We start from the raw sequence: 23654 nt of genomic DNA on the forward strand, positions 1-23654 counted from the left end.
AAGGGTGGTTCACGCGGCCTGCATGCGTGGCGCGCCGCCCGGCCGATGCGTATCCGCCAGCCTGGAGTGCGTGCGTCCTGCAAACCGGGCGCGCGGCTTGCAAGGCGCCTCGTTCGCAGCAGCGTGAATCAGGCTCACGCCGTGACGGCGGGCAGGGGACAGGCGGGCTTCCGGCTCGGATCGGGCGTCTCGCATCGCATCGGCGCTCATTTTATTGTTTGTAACCAGCCCAGATTGGACGATGTTTTTTGCCGCCTATCAAGCGCCTCGTGACGGTCTGCGACGTGCGCCCAACACAGGCAACGCGCAGGGGTTCGCCCACTTGACCGCGCCGCTCTCCGCGTGGTCCGGCGCACCGCTCTCCGCGCTGCCCGGCCGGGACGGATTGCAGCCCGTCTGAAAGGAAGCAAAAGCACGCGGGAGGCGTTCACGGAACGCCCGCCGACCCATCATTGTGCCCTTGCCGCGCCGAAGAGCAACAGAAACATCGCATGAATGACGGGTGCGGGCGTGGTTACGGTTGTGTGTGTCATGTTGCTTGGTGTAGTGTCGCTCGGTTCGGCTCGGGCGATCCTTGCAACGATGGGCAGCGCGCAGGGCGTTGATGTCGTCCATATCGCCGCGGTGTGCGTTGAGCATGGGACTGCCGGCAACCGCTTCGCCCGCCGAACGATCGATGGGCCGTCTCAAGTACTATCCCGCGCCTCGCGCGGTCGCATCACAGCCTTACGGGGAGGGCCTTGCATGGAATTTGGTTTCAATCTGAAGCGCACGGCGAATGCATCGGCCTGGCGGATCCTGCCCAACCGCTGGGATTTCGTCGCCTTCCCGATGATCATCTGCCTGATCGCGCTGGCCGCCGTCGGCTTTCACGAAACCCTGGCGCCGATCTCGACGCTGCAATCGCAGGCCATTTCGCTCGATCCCGCGAATCTCCCCGAATACGCGCTGCGCACGACCCTGCGCATGCTGATCGCGATGGTCGCCTCGCTCATCTTCACGCTGGTCTACGGCACGCTCGCGGCGAAGAGCCGGCGCGCGTCCATCGTGCTGGTGCCGATCCTCGACATTCTCCAGTCGGTGCCCGTGCTGGGCTACATCTCGTTTACGGTCACCTTCTTTCTCGCGCTGTTCCCCGGGCGCGTGATCGGCGCCGAATGCGCGGCGATCTTCGCCATCTTCACGAGCCAGGCGTGGAACATGACCTTCAGCTTCTACCAGTCGCTGCGCACGGTGCCGCGCGATCTGGACGAAGTCTCGCGCGGCTTCCATCTCACCAACTGGCAGCGCTTCTGGAAGCTCGAAGTGCCGTTCTCGATGCCCGGCCTCATCTGGAACATGATGATGTCGATGTCGGGCGGCTGGTTCTTCGTGGTGGCGTCGGAGGCGATTACCGTCGGCAACCGGACGATCGTGCTGCCGGGCATCGGCGCCTATCTGGCGGCGGCCATCGGTGAGCGCAATCTCGCCGCCATCGGCTGGGTCATCCTCGCGATGACGGTCGTGATCCTTGCCTATGATCAGCTGATGTTCCGCCCGCTGGTGGCATGGGCCGACAAGTTCCGCATGGAGAACACCAGTTCCGGCGACGAGCCCAGTTCCTGGCTGCTCGACCTGATCCGCCGCACGCGCCTGATACACCGTCTGCTCGTGCCGGCAGGCTGGATTCTCGCCAAGGTCGCCCGGGTGCCGATCAAGCTGCCGTCGCTGCAGGGCGCGCTCGAGAACGTCGGGCTGCCGCTGCGCGCGAAGGTGCCGTCCACGCGCACGGGCGACATCGCATGGGGCGCGGCGGTGCTGCTGATCACCGTGTTCGTCGTGTGGAAGGTGGTGTCGTTCGTCTCGACGGGCGTCACCTGGGGCGAAGTGGGCCACGTGTTCGTGCTCGGCTTCATCACGCTGCTGCGTGTGGTCGTGCTGATCGCGCTGGCGTCGGTGGTGTGGGTGCCTATCGGCGTATTGATCGGACTGCGTCCAGCGCTCGCCGAAAAGGTCCAGCCGCTCGCGCAGTTCCTCGCGGCGTTCCCGGCCAACCTGCTGTTCCCGGTGTTCGTCGTCGTGATCGTGCGCTGGCACCTGAACCCGGACATCTGGCTGTCGCCGCTGATCGTGCTCGGCACGCAGTGGTATATCCTCTTCAACGTGGTCGCGGGGGCGTCGTCCTATCCGAACGACTATCGCGAAGCCGCGACCAACTTCCAGATTCGCGGCTGGCAGTGGTGGAAGAAGTGCATGCTGCCGGGCATCTTCCCGTACTACATCACCGGCGCGATCACCGCGTCGGGCGGCGCGTGGAACGCGAGCATCGTCGCGGAAGCGGTGTCGTGGGGCAAGACCGAGGTCGTCGCGCACGGCCTGGGCGCCTATATCGCACAGACCACCGCCGCCGGCGACTACCCGAAGATCATTCTCGGCATCGCCGTGATGTCGCTGTTCGTCACACTGTTCAACCGCCTGTTGTGGCGCCCGCTATACGCCTACGCCGAAGCACGGCTCCGGCTGGATTAAGGACGACTTCCGATGCAGAACCCAAAAAACCCGCAGACGTCCGCTGCACCGGGCTTCCAGCGCCCGCAAGGCACGCCGCCGCGGCTCGGCGCGGAAATCATGCGCGTGCAGAACGTCAGCCGCGGCTTCAACAAGACCCAGGGCGAGCTCCTGGTGCTCGACGATGCGAACCTCGCGCTGCGGGAGGGCGAGATCGTCGGGCTGCTCGGGCGCTCGGGCTCCGGCAAGTCCACGCTGTTGCGCATCATCGCCGGGCTGATCGAGCCGACGGCCGGCGAAGTCACCTATCTGAACGAGCCGTTGCGCGGTCCGGCGAAGGGCGTTGCGATGGTGTTCCAGACCTTCGCGCTGTTCCCGTGGCTGACCGTGCTGCAGAACGTGGAAGCGGGGCTGGAGGCGCAGGGCGTCGGCGCGCGCGAGCGGCGCGAGCGCGCACTGGCCGCGATCGATCTGATCGGTCTCGACGGCTTCGAGAACGCTTATCCGCGCGAGTTGTCGGGCGGCATGCGGCAGCGGGTCGGCTTCGCGCGGGCGCTGGTCGTCGACCCGACCTTGCTGCTGATGGACGAGCCGTTCTCCGCGCTCGACGTGCTCACCGCCGAGAACCTGCGTACCGACCTGCTGGACCTGTGGACGCAGGGCCGCATGCCGATCAAGTCGGTGCTGATCGTCACGCACAACATCGAGGAAGCGGTGTTCATGTGCGACCGGATCCTGGTGCTGTCCTCGAATCCGGGGCGCGTGATGGCCGAGATCAAGGTGCCTTTCAAGCATCCGCGTAATCGGCTGGATCCGGCGTTCCGGCGGCTCGTCGACGACATCTACGCGAAGATGACCGCGCGGCCGATGGACGAGGCGAAGAAGAAGGGGCTGGAGTTGGGCACCTGGCTGCCGTCGGTGTCGACCAACCTGATGGCGGGTCTCATCGAAACGCTCGCGGCCGCGCCGTATCACGGCCGCGCGGACATGCCGGAGATCGCGCGTACGCTGCATCTGGAAGTGGACGACCTGTTCCCGGTCGCGGAAGTGCTGCAGCATCTGGGGTTCGCGGACGTCCGCGAGGGCGATATTTTCCTGACGCCGCAGGCGCGCGTGTTCGCGGAATTCGGCACGCAGGAGCGCAAGATGATGTTTGCCGAGCATCTGCTGCGGCACGTGCCGCTGGCGGCGCGGATCAAGAAGGTGCTGAACGAGCGGCCGGGGCACCGGGCGCCGCGCGTGCGCTTCGAGCAGGAACTGGAGGATTTCCTCTCCGACAAGGCCGCGCAGGAATCGCTCGACGCGGTGATCGACTGGGGACGTTACGGCGAAATCTTCTCGTACAACGACCAGACCGAGATGCTGAGTCTGGAAGACGTGGAAGCCTGAACGTCTTGCTGCGCAGCGCGCGCGGCTCAGGATAAGAAAGCGCGGCGCGCCGGTGACGGCGGCCGCGCTTTTGCATGAAAAGGCCTTATTGCAGGTTGCCCCAGCGTTCCACCGCCGGTTCCGCCGACGCCCACTTCCAGCCGCTCGACTGCTGGCAGGCGGTAGCGACGAACCACTCGGCGGGCGCTTTGGCATCGTCGCCGTCGACGACCGAGAAGGCGAACTCCTTGCAGGTCGCGAGCGCGCTGCCGAATTCGCGCAGCACGCGCACTTCGCCGTGGCCGTTCTCGACCGGCAGCGTGTGCTTGACCTTCCACGGCCGCGTCTCGCCGACCGACGCCGTGCCCGCGGTCACCGCGATCATGACCTGCTGATCCTGATGCAGCGACTTCATCGTGCGCTTGACGAGCTCGTCGGTGGCGCTCTGCACCGCGACGCCCACGCCGAAGCCAATCGCCGGATTGGTCGTGAAGGCGCCCGTCGCAATGCCGGCCGCGGCGCCGGTGGCCGCGCCGATCGACGCACAGCCGTTCAGGCTCAGGCAGGCCGCGGCGCCGGCGGCGAGCAGGCCGACGCGCAAGGCAATCGGCAAGCTGATGGGACGCGTCATTGCAGCGAGCCCCAGCGCGGCGTCGCCGGTTCGGCGGACGCCCATTTCCACTTGTTGCCGTCGCGGCAGACCGAGGCGACGTAGAAGGCGCTGTCGGCGGGACGGTCTTGCGTGGCGTCGCGATCGACGGAGAACACCACTTCCTTGCACTCCAGCGCACCGCTGCTGATGATGCGGCTCACGGTGACGCGGCCTTTTTCGTCGTCCTCGATCGGCACCGAATGCACGATCTTCCACGGCGCCACCGCGCCGACGTCGAGCGGCCCGGCTACCGACGCGATCTGATCCTGGGTGTTCGTGTGCACCACGCGCTGGGTGTACTGCACGCCCGTCTTGGCCGCGGCGACCGCGCCCAGGCCGATGCCGGTGGCCACGGCCGCGTTGTTGGTCACGCTGCTGGCGATGGCCGCACCGCCGATGCCGGCGCCGGCCGTCGCGCCTTCGCTGTAGAGGGAATTGCATCCTGTTAGGCTCGCGCAGGCCATGACCCCCGTGATGAGCGCAGCCAGTGCGGCCGCGTGCCGGCTATGCCGGTCTACCCTGTTTTGCATGTTGCTTTCCTTCTTTCTCCGATGTCCGGCAAGGCTGACCGGGTGCTCGAATCAACTTGAACTTTCGCCGCCGGAGCGAGGTCCGGCAAAGCGGGGCGGCTCTCGTGAAAAGCACGACGCTAAGGTTTCACGAGCTTCGCGCATTCTGAAGCAAGCCTCTAATTACCGGGCTGTGAAAATTGCAAGCAAATGCAAACGGGCGGAACACGGTCCGCGAGGCTTCCTGCTTGCGGGCAAAAAAAAGCGAACGCTGGAGGGCATTCGCTTCGTGTCGATTGCGTCCCGGCAAGGAGGCCAAGCGCGCGTCAACCTTCGTGCTTCGAGGCGGACTCGCTGGAATCGGAGTCTTCGTTCTCGTAAGCGCCGAGCCGGTTGTACAAGGTCTTCAGGCTGACCCCGAGCGCCTTGGCCGCACGCCGCTTGTCGCCGCCGCAGTGCTTGAGCGTGCCGAGGATGATCTGCTTCTGCGCGTCGGCGAGCGGCGTTCCGACCCAGACGTTCATCGCATCGCCCTGCGTCACCGGCTTCTTCACCCGCGACGCAAGATGCGGATGCGCGATTTCCACCGTCTTCTCGGCGAGGATGAACGCGCGATATACCGTGTTCTTCAGCTCCCGCACGTTGCCGGGCCAGGAATAGGTGCGCAGGACATCGAGCGCGCGCTTGCTGAAGGCCTTGCTGGTGCCTTCCTGGGCGTTCATTTCGGCCAGGAAATGCTGGGCGAGCAATTCGCGGTCGGCGTCGCGTTCGCGCAGCGGCGGCGCGCGCAGCGGAAACACGGCGAGGCGATACATCAGGTCTTCGCGCAAGCCGTTTTCCTTGACGGCCGCGACGGGATCGCGGTTGGTCGCCGCGATTACGCGCACGTCCGAACTGATCAGGTCGTTGCCGCCGACCCGAAAGAACGTGCCGGTCTCGAGCGCACGCAACAGCTTGACTTGCCGCACGGGCGACATCTCGGTGACTTCGTCGAGGAACAGCGTGCCGCCGTTGGCGTGCTCGAAGTAACCGATGCGACCCTGAACCGCGCCGGTGAAACTGCCCTTCTCGTGACCGAACAGCTCGGCTTCGATGAGATTGTCGGGAATCGCGCCGCAGTTCACCGCGATGAACGGCGCATCCTTGCGGGCGCTGTGGTCGTGGATGGTTCGCGCGACGAGCTCCTTGCCGGTGCCCGACTCGCCGATGATGAGCGCGGTCGCGTCGGTGGCGGCGACGCGCTCGATCTGCGCATACAGCTCCTGCATCACGGGCGACGAGCCGAACATCAGTCCATAGGACTTCAGGCCGGGCACTTCTCCCGCGCTGCGCTTCTTTTGCGCTGGTGTATCGCCGACTGCAAGGGGCGGCTGATCGAGATCGGTTGACGCCATGTGTCCTGATGTGTCCTGAGTGCGTGCGAATAGGGTTGTCCGGGCGGCGTCCGGCGGCGCGCCTGCGCTGGGTCCGGAGCGGCCGGCGCGCGAGCAACGCGGGAGTGGAGTGCCGCGCGCGTCGGAAGGCGACGCGCGACGTCCGTTGCCAGATACGTCCCCGCGCTGCGCGGGCGTCGATTCTGGCCGTGCGTCGGTCGAGGAGCGTCTGTACAGCGAAGCGGCCTGGATTGCTCCAAGGCCGCCTGAACGCGGACGTTCCTGTCTCATAAACGCTATTTAACCATTCGCGACGACATTGCGGCAATGCGCGCTCGGGCCGATGCGGTGTTTTGTCCGAAGGCTTGGAGCGCGGACGCTCAATTCCGGAAAGGTTCGCCGGACGCGTCGCGAATTTACAAAGCCACGGCGTAATTGTTACCCGCTGTTGTCGCTTGCCTGTTCATGACAGCGTGGCCTGCGTACGCACGGCCTTTTGCTTTTGACGAAAACCGCTGCTGGCACGAAAGCTGCAACACCGCTATCGAACTTATTCGAAAGTGCCGCGAAGACTCGATTCGGCGGCACAGATACGAGGATGGGCGAGAGAGGCAACCGCATCATGGACAACATTCAGCATTTCGACAGCATCGCGCACGAGCCCGTCCGGCCCGTGAAGATGCGCGGCACGCGCGGGAGCCGGCCGGAACTCGCGGCAAGCGAACCGATCGACATTTATCACTGGGCCGCGGTTGCGCTGGTTACCGCGCTCATGTGCGCGGTGTTAGGGTATGCGGCAGGAACGCCGGCGCTGGCGCGGGCGGCTAACGTGACGAGTTTCGTGTTCGGCACGATGGGCGGCGCGCTGGTGGCGAGCGGCCTGGTGCGGAGCCTGCGCGCGCGCGGCGCCGCCGGTCAGCGTCTCGGCGTTACCGTCGCCGAGACCCACTAGACGCCGCATCGATAAACGCAAGCACGCCCGCCCGCAGCAACGGCGATGCGTGCATGACCCCACTTGGGCCCCACTTGGGCAAGGACTTCATTCCATGAGTCAGACGACTGTCCAGCTTGCGTTGGGCAAGCAAAAGATCATCGAAGACATCAAGGTGCTGCTCAACGACTCGGAAGAGTTGCTGCGCCTTTCGGCGACGCTGCCGGGAGAAGGCGTGGACGCGCTGCGCTCGCGCTTGCGCGAGCATGTCGATTCGGCCCGCAGCGCCCTCGAGGACGCGCAGGCGAGCGCTCAGACGCGTTATCGCGCAGGCGTGGACTGCACGGAGAAATACGTGAAGGACAACCCCTGGCAGTCGCTCGGCATCGCGGCCGGCGTCGGCTTCCTGGTGGGGCTGCTCGTCTCGCGCTGACCGCTTGCGTCGAACGCCGGACGCGTGATCCCGTCAACCGTGATCCGGTCCACGATTCGGCGATTTTTCATGACATTGGGAGTGAACACTCATGGCACGTCCTTCGATCGGAATCTTCGGCGCGTTGTTCGCAGTGGGCAGCGTGCTCGCATGGAAATGGGTGCAATCGCAAGACGCCAGCCGGCGCACCGCGCGCGACGTCAGCCGCTGGGAAGACGAAGGCGGCAAGGTGCTGACGCCGGCTTCGGGCGGTGCGGTGAATGGCCACGGCGTGGTCGGCGGTACCGCTGACGCGTGGCATTTCCCGCGCAGCTAAGCCCGCGCGCACGAAGCGCACCGCGCCCGGCGGGTTCGGCGGCGCGGAATGCGCAGCCGCCTCGGTCGATGAAACGCACGTCTGATCAGCGTGCGTTTTTGACTTGATAAACGCTTATAATCAGTGAAACTCTTTCATAAGTTGCGTAAATGGAAAAACTTACGATGAGTTGATTCCAAGCGTGCTGAATATCGGAAATTATTCTACTTTTGCGGGATCACACGGAGCGCGAATCGCTTGCAGATTCGGCGCCTTTGCTCCCCGCACCGGCCCGCGCGGCGCTGTCCGCACGGAGAAGACCACGCCGCATCGAGGCGTGTGACCTGAAAACGCTTTGGAACCATTCGAGACGCAATGCCACACGTATTGATTGTCGATGACGATCCCAGTACCCGCGAGGCGCTAGCCGCGATCATCGGCGAAGACGGACTGACAACGGCCGTTGCCAGCGATTTGCGCGAGGCGCGCATTCAGCTCGTGCGTCAGACGCCGGACGTCGTCTTTACGGATTTGAAGCTGCCCGACGGCACCGGTGTCGATCTCTTCGAAGATCTGGACCCGCGCTCGGGTGTCGAGGTGATCGTGATCACCGGGCATGCCACGGTCGAGTCCGCCGTCAGCGCGCTGAAGATGGGCGCCGCAGACTACCTCGTCAAGCCGATCAACATGCAGCGCGTGAAGGCGATCCTCGCGCGCCTGCCGCGTGCCGGCGACCTCAAGGCGGAAATCGGCACTTTGCGCGGCGAATTGCGCCGCATGGGCCGCTTCGGCCTGATGCTCGGCAATTCCCCGGCCATGCAGACCGTGTACGACCAGATTGGCCGCGTCGCGCCTACGGCCGCCTCGGTGCTGCTGATCGGCGAATCGGGCACGGGCAAGGAAGTGGCCGCGCAGACGCTGCACGAACTCTCGCTGCGGCGCAAGCATGCGTTCATCGCGGTGAACTGCGGCGCGATCTCGCCGAACCTGATTGAATCAGAGATGTTCGGCCACGAACGCGGCTCGTTCACCGGCGCGGACCGTCAGCACAAGGGCTATTTCGAGCGCGCGAACGGTGGCACGCTGTTCCTCGACGAAATCACTGAAATGCCCATCGAGCTCCAGGTCAAACTGCTGCGCGTGCTCGAAACCGGCATGTTCATGCGCGTGGGCACGACCAAGGAAATCGAGACGGACGTGCGCCTGATCGCCGCGACCAACCGCGATCCGGAACAGGCGGTGCTCGAAGGCAAGCTGCGCCTCGACCTCTATCACCGGCTGAACGTGTTCCCGATCAACCTGCCGCCGTTGCGCGAGCGCGGCAAGGACGTCGAGTTGCTTGGACAGGCATTCCTCGACGAGCTCAACAACCGCTACAGCACGAAGAAGGATTTCCCGGTTGCCGTGCGCGAGATGCTGGACTCGTACAACTGGCCAGGCAACGTGCGCGAGCTGAAGAACTACGTGCAGCGCGCGTACATCATGTCCTCGTCGGATTCCGACAGCACCGCCACCGTGCCGCTGCAGATTTCGCTGTCGAAGCCCTCGGCGGGGACGTCGGTGACTATTCCGTTCGGCACGTCGCTGGCGCAGGCGGACCGGCAGCTGATTCTCGCCACGCTCGAACAGTGCGGCGGCGTGAAGACCCGGGCCGCGGAGATCCTCGGCATCAGCCTCAAGACGCTCTATAACCGGCTGGTCGAGTACGGCGAGGATGCCAGCAAGGCCACGGTCGGCGAGGGTGGCGAAACCGGCGAGTCGGATAGCGAAAATCCTTGAACGTCGGCTATCTTTAGACGAATCAGACGCCTGCTGCTGTTAAAAGCGCAGGCGTTTTTCATTGGCAGGCGGCTTTTCTACGCCGATAATGAGTCACTGGAGTGCGTGAAAACAGTATCTCGAAGGGCATGGCCCTTGCTGTCTTCTGATTGACATCCGCGCGCTGCGCAAAGGCGTCGGCGCCTGGATAGGGAAGTACGATCACAAGACCGCAAGGAGCCCGTCATGTCACAGAGCGTTGCAACTCACGTCTTCCACGCTGTGGGTATCGAGGCGCAGACCCCGCAGCCGCCGGATCCGCCGGTGACGCCGCCCGATCAGCCGCCCCCGACTCCGATGCCGCCCGACACCAATCCGGATCCGACGCGCGAGCCGCCCGAGCCGCCGTCGCAGCCGATCGGCGACCCGCCGCCCGGGCCGAATGAAACGCCGCACGTGTATTGATAGCTTGAAAGGCGGTTGGACCGTTCGCAGGACCGCCGACGTTGGACCATGCCCAGACTTCGTGCACGGTTTGAATAAGTTTCCATCCCGTATGTAGGGATTACAAGCAAAGACGCAATAATGACCGGCGATCCGCTTTTTCGCCGGTCGTTTTTTCTGAAGCTGCGCTCGTCCAAGGGCGCATCGGTCCGACGCCGCCGAGGTCCTATCGCGACGGCCTTCTACTCTGGAGGCATCATGAGGCATCCCGCACTTCGACGCTCCGCGCGTCATTCATCCAAGCGCGAAGCGCGCGCCGAAGCCGCCAAGGCGGCCGGCACGCAAGCCGGCCCGGCGTCCGCGACCGAGCACGATCCCGCCAGCCAGAACCGCGCCGCGCCTGGCGTTCCGCCCGATGGCGAGCACAATCAGGGTGGCGTCCGGCGCGAGGGAATAGACTATCAACGCGACCTTGGATCCGAGCAGGATTCGTGATTCCAGGCGAGCCGCCCCGCTCGTTCCACGAACAAAAATTTCTACGCGGCGCGTCGTCGCCGCGTGTTTTTGTTCGTCCGTAACATCTGCCTACAAATATTTGTTCACCAACAGCAACAAAAAGGCACAGTTTTTGCATATTCATTGATCGCCAATTCGAGCATGCAACGACAACTGAGAGGTGAAGCTGTAATGAGCAGATTGATCGTGGTATCGAATCGCGTCGCCCCGATTCAGGAAGGCAAGCCCAGCGCGGGCGGCCTCGCTATCGGCGTGCTGGATGCGCTCAAGGAGACAGGGGGCGTGTGGTTCGGCTGGAGTGGCGAGATCGTCGGAGAAGCGGCGGCGCCGGTGGTCGAGAAGGGCGGCAAGGTGACCTATGCGACCGTCGGGCTCACGCGCCGTGACTATGACCAGTACTACCGTGGCTTCTCGAACGCCACGCTGTGGCCGACGTTCCACTATCGCAATGACCTGTCGCGCTTCGACCGCGAGGAATTTGCCGGCTACATGCGCGTCAATGCAAGCCTCGCGGCCAAGCTGAAGACGATGCTGAAGCCCGACGACATCATCTGGGTGCATGACTATCACATGCTTCCCTTCGCGCAGGAGCTGCGCAAGCTGGGCGTCAACAACCCGATCGGCTTCTTCCTGCATATCCCGTTTCCGGTGCCGGAAGTGATGCGCACCATTCCGCCGCACGAGGAACTGATGGCGGCGATGTGCCAGTACGACGTCGTCGGTTTCCAGACGGATAACGACAAGCAGTCGTTCATCGATTACATCGAGCGCACCGGGCGCGGTCACTACAGCGACGACGGCATGCTGCAGGCGTTCGGCCGGATGATGAAGGTCGGCGCCTATCCGATCGGCATCTATCCGGATGCCATCGCCAAGTCTGCCGAGCAATTCGCCAATCGCAAGCAGGTGAACAGCCTGCGCGACAGCATGCGCGGCCGCAAGCTCATCATGAGCGTGGACCGGCTCGATTATTCGAAAGGGCTGGTGGAACGCTTCCAGGCCTTCGAGCGCCTGCTGCTCAATGCGCCGGGCTGGCATGGCCGCGTGTCGCTGGTGCAGATCGCGCCGCCGACCCGCTCCGACGTGCAGACCTATCAGCGCATTCGCCAGAACCTGGAAGGCGAGGCGGGCCGCATCAACGGTCGCTTTGCGCAGCTCGACTGGACGCCCATTCAGTACCTGAACCGCAAGTACGAACGCAATCTGCTGATGGCCTTGTTCCGCCTCTCGCAGGTCGGCTATGTGACGCCGTTGCGCGACGGCATGAACCTGGTCGCGAAGGAATATGTCGCGTCGCAGGATCCGGCGGATCCGGGCGCGCTGGTGCTGTCGCAATTCGCGGGCGCGGCGGATCAGTTGCCGGGCGCACTGGTCGTCAATCCGTTCGATCTGTCGCAGATGTCGGAAGCGCTTGAGCGTGCATTGTCGATGCCGCTCGCCGAACGTCAGGCGCGCCACGCCGACATGATGGCGCCGTTGCGCGAGAACAATCTGTCGGTCTGGCGCGACTCGTTCCTGTCGGACCTGCGCAGTGTGGCGACCGCCGCCTCGGTGACGGAGAAGACCGTCAAGACGGTCAAGCAGAGCGCGACGTCCGCCGCCGGTTCCGCCGGCGCGGCCGCGAAGCCCTCGGCGGCGGCGAAGGCCTGAAGCCTGGACCCTTGCCGCAGCCGTGTTGCACACAGCCCCGCGTTTCGCAAGAAGCGCGGGGTTCTTATATGGGCGCGCGGAACGGCTTTTGCGGATCTCCATGGAACACAAACAGGAACCGACCATGGAGGTCACGATGAGTGGAAGCACATTGAACCCGCCTGAAGACGACGGCGCGGAATACGGCAAGGGTCACGGCACGGGCGCGCTGGGTCCCAGCGATTCATCGGACAGCGGCTCGGATGTGCAGGGCGAAAAGCGCTATCCGGGCGAGATCGAGGACGAGCTCGATGCCCACGCGCTCGGCCAGTCCGAAGCCGAGTTGAACAGCGATACCGATCGTTACGGCACAGGAGAAGCGGCATCCGCGGACGGCGACAATCATCTGACGCCGGACGGCGACATCCTGCCCGATGAAGTAGAGGACGAGACGCGCGGCATCGCCGAGGACGAAGTTGATCCGGACGCGGAACGCCCCTGAGCGCATCAGGCGTGCATGTAGGCAAGCGGCACATTCCAGCCGGAACGTGCCGCTTTTTCATTTGCGCCCCCGCTGTGCGCTTCGTCCGGCCGGGCTAACATCAGCGCTGGCAACCTTCGCCGCGCTCCGCTTCCTCTCGATGGATCAGAACCTTCGCCCGACCACCTCGCAAGCTCCAACCGTCGCAGCCGGCCGCACGTCGCGGGTCGGCTGGCTGTCGTGGCTGGTCGATCCGGTCTCGCAATGGGTGCAGGACCACTGCCTGATGTTCTCGGCATCAATCGCCTTCTTCGCGGCGTTCTCGATCGCGCCGACGCTGGTCATTGTCATCGCGGTAGCGAGCGTCTTCTTCGGCGCCGACGCCGTGCAGGGCCGTCTGTTCGACGAGATCAGCGGCGTCGTCGGCGCCGACGCGGCTCACGCGCTGGAGGCGATCGTCGCCAATGCGTGGCACGCGGATATCGCACGCAGCACGGCGCTGCTGTCGCTTGCGGGCGTGCTGGTCGGGGCGTCGGCCACGTTTTCGACCTTGCACAGCGCGCTCAACGTGATCTGGCCGACGCCCGCGGTCAGCGCGCGCGAGAGCATCGTCTCGCTGCTGCGCGTGCGGCTGATGTCGTTCGGGCTCGTGATCGGCGCGGGCCTGCTCGTCGCGGCGCTGCTGGTGCTGGATGCGCTCGTCGAGATTCTCGGGCACTGGGTGCTCGGCGACGGCAGTCCATTCATCGTGCTGTCAGGGCTCACCCAGCGAGCGATATCGCTGTGCGTGCTGATGCTGGCCTTCACCGTGCTGCTGAAATTCCTGCCGACGACCCGCATGCTCTGGCGCGACGCGGCGCTGGGCGCGGCTGCAGCGGCGCTCCTGTTCGAGGGCGGCAAGCGGCTGTTCGCGTTCTATCTCGCGCACGCCGGCACGGCGAACATGTTCGGCGCGGCCGGGTCGCTGGCGATCATCCTGATGTGGCTGTATTACTCGGCGGCGGTCTTCCTGCTGGGCGCCGAACTCGCGGCCACGGCGGCACGCAAGCGCACGCACCGGGCTTCCGGATGGCGCTGAACGGCCGGCGCTTAACCACGGTGCGATGACAAAAAAAGGCCGTCCGCGAACGGACGGCCTGTCGGCTACGCTCCCTGTCGCTCAGGCGCCTCGCTTGACCGGGTCGTCGCCGAGCGCTTGAGAGCGTGACAAGCAGTGTGTCCGCGCGCGTTGCCTCTATGCGCGGACGATGCACTTCACGCCTGACGGCGCAATTCTGCGGGCGGCACCTTCATCAGATGGCGATACTTCGCCACCGTGCGGCGCGCCACGATCACGCCCTGGTCCGCCAGCATCTTCGCGAGACTGACATCGGACAGCGGATCGCGCGTGTTCTCCTGCGAGATCATTTCCTTCAGCAACGCCCGCACGGCCGCGGCCGAGCAGGTGCCGCCGCTTTCCGTCGACAGCTCGCGCGGGAAGAAATGCTTGAACTCGAAAATGCCGCGCGGCGTGGACATGTACTTGTTGCCCGTGGCGCGCGAGATGGTGGACTCATGCAGGCCGAGTTCGTCGGCGACGTCGCGCAGCACCAGCGGCTTCAGTGCGATTTCCCCATAGTCGAAGAATGCCTTCTGATGCGACACGATGCATTCCGCCACGCGCTGGATGGTCGTGAAGCGCTGCTGGGCATTGCGGATCAGCCAGCGTGCTTCCTGCAACTGCTGCGCGAGCGGCGAACGGCTGGCGCCGGCCGACTGCGCGAACAGTTCGGCATACATGCGGTGGATGCGCGCGCGCGGCAACACGGCGGGGTTGATCGTCACGAGCCACTGCTTTTTGACCTGACGCACGATCACGTCCGGCACGACGTAGTTGTCCTCGCTTTGGCCGTAGTTCTCGCCCGGTTTCGGATCGAGGCGGCGGATGAGCGCACAGGCGATGCGCAGTTCATCGGCGCTGCAGCCGATCTTCTTCTGCAGTTCGGCTTGCTCACGGCGTGCGAGACGTTCGAGGTGATGCGCGACGATTTCGAGCGCGACCGCGCGGCCCGGCGTCTCTTCGTCGAGTGCTTGGAGCTGCAGGGTCAGGCATTCGGACAGATTGCGCGCGCCCACGCCCGGCTTGTCGAGCGACTGGACCAGCTTGAGTGCGATCGTGAGTTCGTCTTCGCCGAGCGCCGGTTCGATCTCGACCACGTTGGCCAGATCGCTCAGTTCCTGCCGCAGGTAACCGTCGTCGTCCAGGGCTTCGATGATGAGCTGGGCGATGGCGCGATCGCGCTCGTTCAGCTGATACAGACGAAGCGAATCGTGCAGGGTTTCGTGCAGCGACGGCTCGATGCGGACCCAGTCCGCAGGGTCCGAGCCTTCACCGTCGCCGTTGTTGCGCGACGCGCTGCGCCCGAACGGGTCCGAGGAAAATTCGTTCATGGAGTCGTCGCGGCTGCCTGAATCCATGCTGGATTCGCCTTCGTTCGACGCCTCGGTGCTGCTGGGTACTTCGCTTGCGCTGTCGGTGGTGGGGGAGAGCGTCGAATCGCTCATCGAGCTGCCGTTGTCGGCACCGAGCGCGTTGTCTTCGGTCTGCGTTTCGTCGTACTCGAGAAACGGGTTGGTGTCGAGCGCATTGCGCAGTTCCTGCTGGAACTCGAGCGATGACAATTGCAAAAGGCGAACGGACTGCTGGAGACGCGGTGTAAGCGCGAGACTTTGCTTCGCGCGGAGTTCGAGTATGGGCGGCATTGCGTGCTGATCCTCGATTGTTCTAGACGTGACGGGCTGATGTGCAAGTGGATAAAAGCACAGACCGTGCCAGCGATCGTCAAGCTCGTGCTGCGACTAGCTTTTTTGCGTCAGCATCGATTATTCGATGGGTGGCCGAGGCCACATTCACGCACTTTTTTACACGCACTCAGACAAAAGCGCCGCGCGTTTCGCCGCTTCGCACAGACTCGCCGTCATGTCCGCCGGACGCGCCCGGAGAGATTCTCGTAGGGGCAACAAGCCTTTGATTCTTCACAGGGATCCCGTGTCGCGCGACGACTTGAACACGCCGGACACAAGGCTTCGGCACGCAAGTTGCGGTAGGGATGGCACGTTTCGCGTGCTACGGCGCGACGTAAATCGAAGAGCGCGGCCCCTCGCCTGAAGAAGCGAGTCGGCGCGCCAGACCAAAATCGACAAAATGGGAGTATTGCCATGAAGACGACTCAAATCCTGAAGGCTGCCGGTGGTATCGCTTGTGTGATGTTCGCGCTGAACGCCAGCGCCCAGAACGCGACTGTGACGCCGGCATCGTCCACCACCGGTTCCGGCACGACGATGGGCCAGAAGGTCGATGACAGCGCGGTCACGACCAAGGTCAAGGCCGAACTGCTCGGCGCGAAGAACGTCAAGTCCACGCACATCCACGTGAAGACGCGCTCGGGCGTGGTGTCGCTGACCGGTACGGTGCCGTCGGCGGAAGACAAGACCGCCGCCGAGGAAGTCGTCTCGAACGTGTCCGGTGTTGCATCGGTGAAGAACCACCTTAAAATTGCGGCCAAGTAATGGCATAGTGCGTATGCCCGGCTTCGCCACGGCGGGCCGCGGTTGAGTGCCAGCAGCAAGGAACCCGCGCAGGGTCCGATGGTTCGCCGGAAGGCGGACGGCCGGATCGGGCGCGGGTTCTCGCATCAGGGCGTCGTGATTCGTGTCGCAACGGATCCGGCGCCGCAGTCGCAACATGGTTCCGCTTCAGCAGTGCGCATTACCTCGCAGCACTTCGAAACCTATAAACGAAGTACGGCCGTTCAGGACGTTACTTACACAGGCGGTTGACGGGCGTGCAGAACAGCGCCGTTCCGAAACCCCGGCAAAAGGAGCTCTTCATGAAGACGAAAAAGATGGCATTGATCGGCGCGCTGGCACTGGCGTTCTCCACGGGCGCCTTCGCACAGGCTGCATCGGATGCGGCGGCAACCGGCTCGCACGCTAAGAAGTCGAAGGGCACCTATCTGCATCAGCAGGACAAGGCGCACAAGCTGAAGGGCGCTTCGGCAGCCGCAGCGGCATCGTCGCTGGGCACCAACGACAAGGGCCAGCCGCAGTAAGCTGCGCTTCCTTGATCGCCATGAAAAACGGCCGCGCGAGCGGCCGTTTTTTTCGTCAGCGGACCTGACGCGTATCAGGACTTCGCAGCCGCATACTGATCGCGCAAGTCGCGAATGCGGTCGTGATTCTCCAGCACGCCTTGATATTGACGCTCGACGATCGCGCGGATATCGGCGGGCAGTTCCTTGTCCAGCGCCTCGCGATAATTCTTCTTGGCGGCATCTTCGCCACGCTCGCATTCGGCGAGAATCGCATGGTCGCTGTGACCGCTCACGGCCGACTTCACGTCCACCCAACCACGATGCAAGGCGCCGGCCACCGAGCCGCCGGTTTCCGGCTTGCCGCCGAGTCGCTGAACCACATCCTGCAATTCGCGCGCGCCTTCGGCGCACTTTTGCGCGCGATTCTGGAACAGCAGCTTGAGGCTGGGATCGCGCGTGTCCTCGGCAGCCTTGAGGAAGCCCTTCTCACCATCCTTCGAGGTTTCGACCAGATCGTTGAGTACCGATACGACGTTCGTGCTCATGAGAGTCCTCCGTTATTGAGTTGAGACCTTGCTACGCCGCGGCCTCCCTGCGAGTTGCGGCTTGCCAGTTCATAGCGCATGCGGCGTGCCCGCAAGGCGCGGGGTTCGGGCGGGTCTCAAAGCTCGACGACGGGGAAGGGCGGCACACGCTTTGCTAACTCCACGCCACTACAAGCGCGAATCCTTCGGAGAGTCGCGCACGACGGCAACTGGAGAGAACACCATGAATTTTCTGCACCGGCTCGCCAAGCGCGAGTCCCTCGTACTTGTGGCCATCGTGGCTTCGGCGGTCACCATTCAAGTACGACAGCATGTCAACGCTACTCAGGAAGCGGCTGCACAGGTTCAACCGTCGCAGGCCGCACCGGTTTGCGAGCCTTCGTCGATGCAGACGGATGCGCCACGCATGCAGCCGGCCGATTGCAGCATCCGCGGGCATGTGCGTCCCACACATCCAACGGGTCTCTGGGTCTGACAGCGCGCAGTGACGCATGCGCAAACGCCCGCGTTCGCGGGCGTTTTTGCATGAGAAGCGGAGCAAACCCTCAGGCACGCGTCTCCGCGAATTCGCCTACCGGATGCGGCGGTTGCAGCGGGTCGAAGTCGCTCCAGCGGCCTTGCTTCCAGCGTCCCGACGCCCGTTCGATATCCACGCCGCCGGCCGCGCGCAACGCATCGGCGGCCTGGCCCTGGGTCTCGGGAGAGACATGCACGGCCACCACGACGCCCGCATGACGCATCGGCTCCTCGGCCTGCGCGGACATCTTCGGCTTGCGCGTATGCGACATCGCGCCGACCAGCGATCCCACATACGCACCGACGCCCGCCGCGATCACCGACACCAGCAGCGGCGCGTGGAACACGGCGAAGATCGCCGCGCCGACCACCGCGCCCGCCACCGCGCCGATCGTCACACCCTTGCCAGCGCCCTTGGGCGCGGCGCTCGCACCGGCATCGGTGCCGACGTCGCCGCCGATCGGATGGCGCGCATGCTGCCCGCTCGGATTGACGAAGAACAGCGTCACGTCCTCTTCGACGAAACCGTTATTGAACAAGCGCTGGGCCGCCGCTTCGGCCGCGGGGAAAGTTTGAAATCGGCCCGCAATGATCAGGGACATGTTCCCTCCTTATCGACTGGGTGAATGGATTCGACGCGCGGCATGCCGGCCCGGGTCATTCCGGTTCCAGGCCCGCGACGCGGAACAGCCCGCTTCTCAGCACGACGGGCTGGCCGCCGTTGTCATCGAGTGCTTCGGCGCAGACCGCGCGGATGCGTGCGGCGCCGTTTTCAAAAGCGGCAAGCAGATCTTCTTCGCGCGGCGATGGCGCGCCGAAGTGATCTTCGAGCGCCTCTGCGGAGATCGAACAGACGACCGGCTCGCCATCCACGAGCGCCGCGAAGTGGATGGCAAGGTCGTCGCCGTCATAGACAGGGGATTCGTCGGCAAAGGTGATGTGCATGGTCGAGTCCTCATAAGCGGGACGAGGGTGGGCGACGCGCCGCATGTCGTGCGCGAGGATCATGACGCCGTGTCTCCAATATAGGCCGCGCCGAAAGCACAGCTGCGCGGATTTTCCACGGCGCTCGCCGGGAGGCGAAAGCCGCGCCCTTGCGCATGCATATGCTCGTGACGGCGGAACGGTTTCGACATCGGCATGACTCCGTGACGAGGCTTGCCGCTCAGGCCGCGCGTGACTTGCCGAGCGCGTCGATGAGCGCACGGTTGAAAGCGGGCAGGTCGTCCGGCTTGCGGCTCGTGATGAGATTGCCGTCCACCTGCACTTCCTGATCCACCCACGTGCCGCCGGCGTTGCGCACGTCGTCCTGCAAGCTCGGCCAGCTGGTCATCGTGCGGCCCGCGACGATGCCCGCCGAAATCGGCAGCCAGCCGCCGTGGCAGATCACCGCAATCGGCTTCTTCGCGCGATCGGCTTCCTTGACGAAGCTTTGCGCCTTCGCATCCAGCCGGATGGCGTCGCCGTTGACCACGCCGCCCGGCAACACCACGGCGTCGTAATCGCCGGCGTTGGCGGCATCAAGGGTGACATCGACGTCGACCTTGTCGCCCTTGTCGACATGCTTGAAACCCTGGATCTGTCCGGCCTTCTGCGAGATGACGTGCACCTGCGCACCGGCTTCCTCGAGCGCACGTTGCGGCTCGACGAGCTCGGCCTGCTCGAAGCCGTCGACGGCGAGAATGGCAACCTTGCAACCGTTGAGCGATGAGCCCATGAACACACTCCTGTTAGCGATTTTCGGATGATTCGCATGTGCGGAATCCATGCCCGACGTTCAGCAAGGGGTGTGCCCAAAGGGCGGAGACAGACGGTGCGGGGCGCGTCCCTCAGGCCGTCTCGACGCGGCGTCCGCCGGTCAGCCGCAGCAGGCTGACGACGGCAGCCACGGCCGCGAATGCCGCGCCGAGGCCGAGCGCGAGCGTGGGGCCGTTTCTGGACGCGATGCCGAAGCACAGCGCGACGAGCGCCGCGCCGAGGGTCTGGCCGGTGAGGCGGGCGGTGCCGAGCATGCCGCTCGCGCCGCCGCTGCGATGACGCGGCGCCGCGGAGATGATCTGGCGATTGTTGGGCGACTGGAACAGGCCGAAGCCGAGGCCGCAGACGGCCATGCGCCACGCGATGTCGAACGCATCCGGATGCGCGCCGAGCGTGGCGAGCGCGACCAGTCCGAGCGACAGGATCGCGAGTCCGATGCCGCCCAGCAAGCCTGCCGAATAACGGTCCGCGAGAATGCCCGAGAGCGGCGCGACGAACACAATGACGAGCGGCCAGGGTGTCATCAGGAAGCCGGTTTCGACCTGGCTCATGCCGAACGTGTCCTGCAGCAGGAATGGCAGCGACACGAAGGCCAGCATCTGCGCGCAGAACGAACAGACCGAGGTGCCGATCGACAGCGCGAAGACCGGAATGCGCAGCAGGTCGACCGGCAGGAGCGGCTGGCTGCGGGTCAGTTGCCGCCTGACGAAGAAGTAGCCGATCACCACCACTGCCGCCAACTCGGCGATGACCCACGGCCGGTGCGCGCCGTGTCCGAAGCCGTCCACCGCAACGATCGCGAGGCCGAAGAACAGCGCGTTCATGATCGCGCTGATGTAGTCGTAGGGCTGGCGATGCCCCGGCGTGCGCGGCAGCGCGCGGATGCCGATGGCGAAGGCGGCGAGGCCGATCGGCACGTTGATCGCGAAGAGCCACGGCCAGGTGGCGACCGCGAGCACGCCCGAGGCGACGGTCGGGCCGACGACCGAGGACACGGCGACGACGGTCGTGTTGATCGCGACGCCGCGTCCGAGCTGCTGGTGCGGATAGATCATGCGCACCAGCGCCGTGTTGACGCTCATGATGCCGGCCGCGCCGAAGCCCTGCACGATGCGCGCGGCGGTCAGCCCGACGAGCGAGCCCGACAGCGCGCAGGCCAGCGACGACACCGTGAACAGCGCCAGTCCGCCGACATACACGTGCCGATAGCCGATACGGTCGCCGAGCGAGGCGAGCGGCAGCAGCGAGATGGTGATGGTCAGCTGGTAGGCGTTGACGACCCAGATGGAATCGGCGGGCGACGCGTTCAGATTGCGCGCGATGGTCGGCAGCGCGACGTTGGCGATGGCGCCGTCGAGCACGGCGAGCGTGACGCCCAGCGCAACGACGAGAATGGCCCAGTAACGTTGGGGGAGCGGCAGACCTTGATCGGAGTCCATCGATGGGCAGGGAGTGGCGGCGGCGCATTGTATGTCACGCCTTTTTCAAATGGATTGTGCGCGGGCGCTGCAAGGCGGGACGCGGACCTCGAAGGCCGCGCCCCGGTCATGCCTTCTTCACTTCAGTTCGTACAGGCCGGTGTAGGTCGCCGAATCGATTTCGTTCAGGTGCGTCATGAAACGCGCCACGGCGTTGGTGGCGTTGATGTCGAGCGGCAGGCTCTCGGCGGACAGCGCGTGGATGCGGAAGATGTAGCGATGCGGCTTGTCGCCGCGCGGCGGCGCCGCGCCGCCGAAGCCCACGGTGCCGTAGTCGTTGCGCAGTTGCAGCGCGCCGGCGGGCAGCAGGCTGCCGTCGGCCTTGCCGGCGTTGCGCGGCAGGGAGCGCGTGTCGGGCGGAATGTTGACGACGATCCAGTGCCAGAAGCCGCTGCCGGTCGGCGCATCCGGATCGTAGACGGTGAGCGCGAGACTGCGCGTCTCGGCGGGCGGGGCGTCCCACTGCAGCGCCGGGGAAACATTCTCACCCGCGCCGCCGAAGGCTTGCTGGTCGAATTCGTGGGCGCGCGCCATGAAGCCATTCGCCGGAAATTCATCCGACCAGATACGGAAGTCAGCCATGAGAGTCGTGCCTCCTGGTGGTTGCGTGTCGATGAAGGCGGCATCGCGCCGCGTATCGTGCCGCGTTGTTGCGCGCGGATCAGGCGGCGTGCCGTTGACCTGCCGGAAGTGCAGCAAACGTGCCCGAGCCTGTGCCAGGAACGCGACGCCCGGGTCCATGCCTGTCAATCGAGTTTAGCATCTGCCCCCGATACACATCGGCGCCTCCTTCAACGCGGAGCGCCGTCAGCTTCCCGCAAAATATGGCGCGCTACAATAATGAGATGATTCGGGAGCGATCCCGCATGCATCAGCCATGACCGAGAGCCGGCGCAAGCCGAAAGGAACACCATGCCAAACGACCCGCGCCGCGCTGCCGGTCAATTTACGCCGGCGAGCATGCCGGAGGACGATGCCGACATGTTCGACCTCGCGCCGGTCTCGCTCTGGCTCGAGGACTTCAGCGCGGTGCGCGATCAGTTCGAGCGCTGGCGGGCGGCGGGCGTCACGGACCTGCGCGCGTTTCTCGCCGACGAACCCCAGCGCGTGGCCGAATGCTCGTCGCGCATCCGGGTGGTGAAGGTCAATCAGCGCACGCTGTCCCTGTTCCAGGCGAAGGACGCCGATCATCTGGTGCAGAACCTCGACCGCGTGTTCCGCGACGACATGCTGAAGACGCACGTCGACGAACTCGAGCAGCTCTGGTCCGGCAAGGCGCGTTTCGTGAGCCAGACGGTCAACTACACGCTCGACGGCAAGCGTCTCGACGTGCTGCTCAAGGCAGTCGTCCTGCCGGGACACGAGGACACGTGGAGCCGCGTGCTCGTGACGATCGAGGACATCACCGAACTCGAAGCGATGCGGCGCAGCGCCGCCGCCAGCGAACTCTATGCGCGCGGCCTGTTCGAGCATTCGCCGGTGTCGCTGTGGGTGGAGGATTTCAGCTCCGTGAAGGCGTTGCTGGACGATGTGCGCGAGCGCGGCATCGTCGATTTCCGCACCTTCACCAATGTGCATCCGGAGTTCGTCGAGCGCTGCATGCAGGAGATCCATGTCCTCGACGTGAACCAGCACACGCTGCGCATGTTCGCCGCACCCGACAAGGCGACGCTGCTGTCGCGCCTGCCCGACGTGTTTCGCGACGACATGCATGCGCACTTCCAGGAGCAGCTGGTCGAGCTGTGGGAGCACAAGCTCTTTCATCAGCGCGAGGTGGTCAACTATTCGCTGGAAGGCAACGAGGTGCATGTGCATCTGCAGTTCTCGGTGTTTCCGGGGCACGAGGCGCGCTGGGATCTGGTGCTCGTCGCGCTGACGGACATCACCGCGCGCAAGAAGGCCGAGGCCTACCTCGAATTCCTCGGCAAGCACGACGTGCTGACGAAGCTCAAGAACCGCTCGTTCTACGTCGATGAAATCAACCGGCTTGAACGCAAGGGGCCGTTCCCGGTGACGGCCATCGCGATCGACGTCAACGGCCTGAAGGCGGTGAACGATCAGCTCGGCCACGCCGCCGGCGATGCGCTGCTGCGGCGCGCGGGCGAAGTGCTCGGCAAGGCGGTGGAGAAGCCGTTCCAGGCGGCGCGCATCGGCGGCGACGAATTCATGGTGCTGCTGCCCGGCACCGACGAACGCGGCGGCGAGGCGGTGATCGACAGCATCCGGCAGTTGCTCGAAGTGAACAACCAGTTCTATTCGGGCATGCCGCTGTCGTTTGCGATGGGCGCCGCCACCGCCCAGGACGGCGAACGGCTCGAGTCGATGCTGCAGCGCGCGGATGCCGTCATGTACACGGAAAAGCGCGCGCACTACGAGGAAAGCCAGCGCAGGGACGACTGAGCGCCGTC

General features: G+C 64.8%; 25 protein-coding genes. 15 read left to right on the plus strand and 10 right to left on the minus strand.

Annotated features, from left to right (window positions below):
* The first annotated feature begins 744 nt into the window (after positions 1-744).
* Both QCE69_RS03750 and QCE69_RS03755 read left to right on the plus strand, forming a co-directional pair.
* Complete coding sequence (locus QCE69_RS03750) at positions 745-2508, plus strand: ABC transporter permease subunit (RefSeq protein ID WP_309914649.1); 1764 nt, start codon at positions 745-747, stop codon at positions 2506-2508.
* A 12-nt stretch (positions 2509-2520) separates the two neighbouring features.
* Entirely contained in the window at positions 2521-3876 is a 1356-nt protein-coding gene (locus tag QCE69_RS03755; protein WP_404987289.1) for an AAA-associated domain-containing protein, read from the plus strand.
* An 85-nt stretch (positions 3877-3961) separates the two neighbouring features.
* Here QCE69_RS03755 and QCE69_RS03760 read toward each other — a convergent pair whose 3' ends face one another.
* The 3 genes from QCE69_RS03760 to QCE69_RS03770 form a co-directional block, all read right to left on the minus strand.
* Entirely contained in the window at positions 3962-4486 is a 525-nt protein-coding gene (locus QCE69_RS03760) for a hypothetical protein (protein WP_309914653.1), read from the minus strand.
* A complete protein-coding gene (locus QCE69_RS03765) occupies positions 4483-5037 on the minus strand; it encodes a hypothetical protein (RefSeq protein ID WP_309914655.1) in 555 nt (184 codons plus the stop codon). The genes QCE69_RS03760 and QCE69_RS03765 overlap by 4 nt, the downstream gene beginning before the upstream one ends.
* 305 nt (positions 5038-5342) lie before the next feature.
* Entirely contained in the window at positions 5343-6410 is a 1068-nt protein-coding gene (locus QCE69_RS03770; RefSeq protein ID WP_309929516.1) for a sigma-54 dependent transcriptional regulator, read from the minus strand.
* Positions 6411-7011: 601 nt separating this feature from the next.
* On the opposite strand from QCE69_RS03770, the gene QCE69_RS03775 reads away from it, so the two are divergent.
* From QCE69_RS03775 to QCE69_RS03815, 9 genes are all read left to right on the plus strand, one after another.
* Positions 7012-7341 carry a hypothetical protein gene (locus QCE69_RS03775; protein WP_309914661.1) on the plus strand — a complete coding sequence of 110 codons (330 nt, stop codon included), beginning with the start codon at positions 7012-7014 and terminating at the stop codon, positions 7339-7341.
* Positions 7342-7435: 94 nt separating this feature from the next.
* Complete coding sequence (locus tag QCE69_RS03780) at positions 7436-7753, plus strand: DUF883 family protein (protein WP_309807673.1); 318 nt, start codon at positions 7436-7438, stop codon at positions 7751-7753.
* Positions 7754-7844: 91 nt separating this feature from the next.
* Positions 7845-8069: a hypothetical protein gene (locus tag QCE69_RS03785; protein WP_309831260.1), complete on the plus strand. Its 225-nt coding sequence runs from the start codon at positions 7845-7847 to the stop codon at positions 8067-8069.
* A 354-nt stretch (positions 8070-8423) separates the two neighbouring features.
* Positions 8424-9827 (plus strand): sigma-54 dependent transcriptional regulator, encoded by a 1404-nt coding sequence (locus QCE69_RS03790; protein WP_309914664.1) that lies wholly within the window; start codon positions 8424-8426, stop codon positions 9825-9827.
* 225 nt (positions 9828-10052) lie between these two features.
* The gene (locus QCE69_RS03795; RefSeq protein ID WP_309914666.1) at positions 10053-10271 is read left to right on the plus strand and encodes a hypothetical protein; all 219 of its coding nucleotides are present in this window, start codon (positions 10053-10055) and stop codon (positions 10269-10271) included.
* Between the two features lie 237 nt (positions 10272-10508).
* Positions 10509-10745 (plus strand): hypothetical protein, encoded by a 237-nt coding sequence (locus QCE69_RS03800; protein WP_309811440.1) that lies wholly within the window; start codon positions 10509-10511, stop codon positions 10743-10745.
* A 192-nt stretch (positions 10746-10937) separates the two neighbouring features.
* Positions 10938-12416 carry an alpha,alpha-trehalose-phosphate synthase (UDP-forming) gene (otsA, locus tag QCE69_RS03805; protein WP_309914669.1) on the plus strand — a complete coding sequence of 493 codons (1479 nt, stop codon included), beginning with the start codon at positions 10938-10940 and terminating at the stop codon, positions 12414-12416.
* Positions 12417-12552: 136 nt separating this feature from the next.
* Positions 12553-12897, plus strand: a complete 345-nt coding sequence (locus QCE69_RS03810; protein ID WP_309929517.1) for a chemotaxis protein — start codon at positions 12553-12555, stop codon at positions 12895-12897.
* A 139-nt stretch (positions 12898-13036) separates the two neighbouring features.
* On the plus strand, positions 13037-13954 hold the full coding sequence (locus QCE69_RS03815; RefSeq protein WP_309914671.1) for a YihY/virulence factor BrkB family protein: 918 nt from the start codon (positions 13037-13039) through the stop codon (positions 13952-13954).
* Between the two features lie 176 nt (positions 13955-14130).
* On the opposite strand, the gene QCE69_RS03820 is transcribed toward QCE69_RS03815, so the two are convergent.
* Positions 14131-15618, minus strand: a complete 1488-nt coding sequence (locus QCE69_RS03820; protein WP_309914673.1) for an RNA polymerase factor sigma-54 — start codon at positions 15616-15618, stop codon at positions 14131-14133.
* Positions 15619-16074: 456 nt separating this feature from the next.
* Between QCE69_RS03820 and QCE69_RS03825 the strand changes: the two genes are divergently transcribed.
* Both QCE69_RS03825 and QCE69_RS03830 read left to right on the plus strand, forming a co-directional pair.
* Entirely contained in the window at positions 16075-16425 is a 351-nt protein-coding gene (locus tag QCE69_RS03825) for a BON domain-containing protein (protein WP_309914674.1), read from the plus strand.
* Positions 16426-16745: 320 nt separating this feature from the next.
* Complete coding sequence (locus QCE69_RS03830) at positions 16746-16967, plus strand: hypothetical protein (protein WP_309807685.1); 222 nt, start codon at positions 16746-16748, stop codon at positions 16965-16967.
* A 74-nt stretch (positions 16968-17041) separates the two neighbouring features.
* Here the strand turns inward: QCE69_RS03830 and QCE69_RS03835 are convergent, their stop codons facing one another.
* Positions 17042-17494 carry a PA2169 family four-helix-bundle protein gene (locus tag QCE69_RS03835; RefSeq protein WP_309914677.1) on the minus strand — a complete coding sequence of 151 codons (453 nt, stop codon included), beginning with the start codon at positions 17492-17494 and terminating at the stop codon, positions 17042-17044.
* 223 nt (positions 17495-17717) lie between these two features.
* On the opposite strand from QCE69_RS03835, the gene QCE69_RS03840 reads away from it, so the two are divergent.
* A complete protein-coding gene (locus QCE69_RS03840; RefSeq protein ID WP_309914680.1) occupies positions 17718-17969 on the plus strand; it encodes a hypothetical protein in 252 nt (83 codons plus the stop codon).
* Positions 17970-18039: 70 nt separating this feature from the next.
* Here the strand turns inward: QCE69_RS03840 and QCE69_RS03845 are convergent, their stop codons facing one another.
* The 5 genes from QCE69_RS03845 to QCE69_RS03865 all read right to left on the minus strand — a co-directional run bounded on the left by QCE69_RS03845 (position 18040) and on the right by QCE69_RS03865 (position 21828).
* On the minus strand, positions 18040-18612 hold the full coding sequence (locus QCE69_RS03845) for a glycine zipper domain-containing protein (RefSeq protein WP_309929519.1): 573 nt from the start codon (positions 18610-18612) through the stop codon (positions 18040-18042).
* A 55-nt stretch (positions 18613-18667) separates the two neighbouring features.
* Positions 18668-19018 (minus strand): DUF1488 domain-containing protein, encoded by a 351-nt coding sequence (locus tag QCE69_RS03850; protein WP_309914686.1) that lies wholly within the window; start codon positions 19016-19018, stop codon positions 18668-18670.
* A 157-nt stretch (positions 19019-19175) separates the two neighbouring features.
* A complete protein-coding gene (locus QCE69_RS03855; RefSeq protein WP_309914689.1) occupies positions 19176-19727 on the minus strand; it encodes a type 1 glutamine amidotransferase domain-containing protein in 552 nt (183 codons plus the stop codon).
* Positions 19728-19839: 112 nt separating this feature from the next.
* Entirely contained in the window at positions 19840-21207 is a 1368-nt protein-coding gene (locus tag QCE69_RS03860) for an MFS transporter (RefSeq protein ID WP_309929520.1), read from the minus strand.
* A 117-nt stretch (positions 21208-21324) separates the two neighbouring features.
* The gene (locus QCE69_RS03865; protein WP_309929521.1) at positions 21325-21828 is read right to left on the minus strand and encodes a YbhB/YbcL family Raf kinase inhibitor-like protein; all 504 of its coding nucleotides are present in this window, start codon (positions 21826-21828) and stop codon (positions 21325-21327) included.
* Between the two features lie 330 nt (positions 21829-22158).
* On the opposite strand from QCE69_RS03865, the gene QCE69_RS03870 reads away from it, so the two are divergent.
* Positions 22159-23646 (plus strand): sensor domain-containing diguanylate cyclase, encoded by a 1488-nt coding sequence (locus QCE69_RS03870; protein ID WP_309914694.1) that lies wholly within the window; start codon positions 22159-22161, stop codon positions 23644-23646.
* The last annotated feature ends 8 nt before the right edge of the window (positions 23647-23654 follow it).

The sequence above is a fragment of the Caballeronia sp. LZ032 genome (genome assembly GCF_031451315.1).
In the GTDB taxonomy this organism is placed as follows: Bacteria; Pseudomonadota; Gammaproteobacteria; order Burkholderiales; family Burkholderiaceae; genus Caballeronia.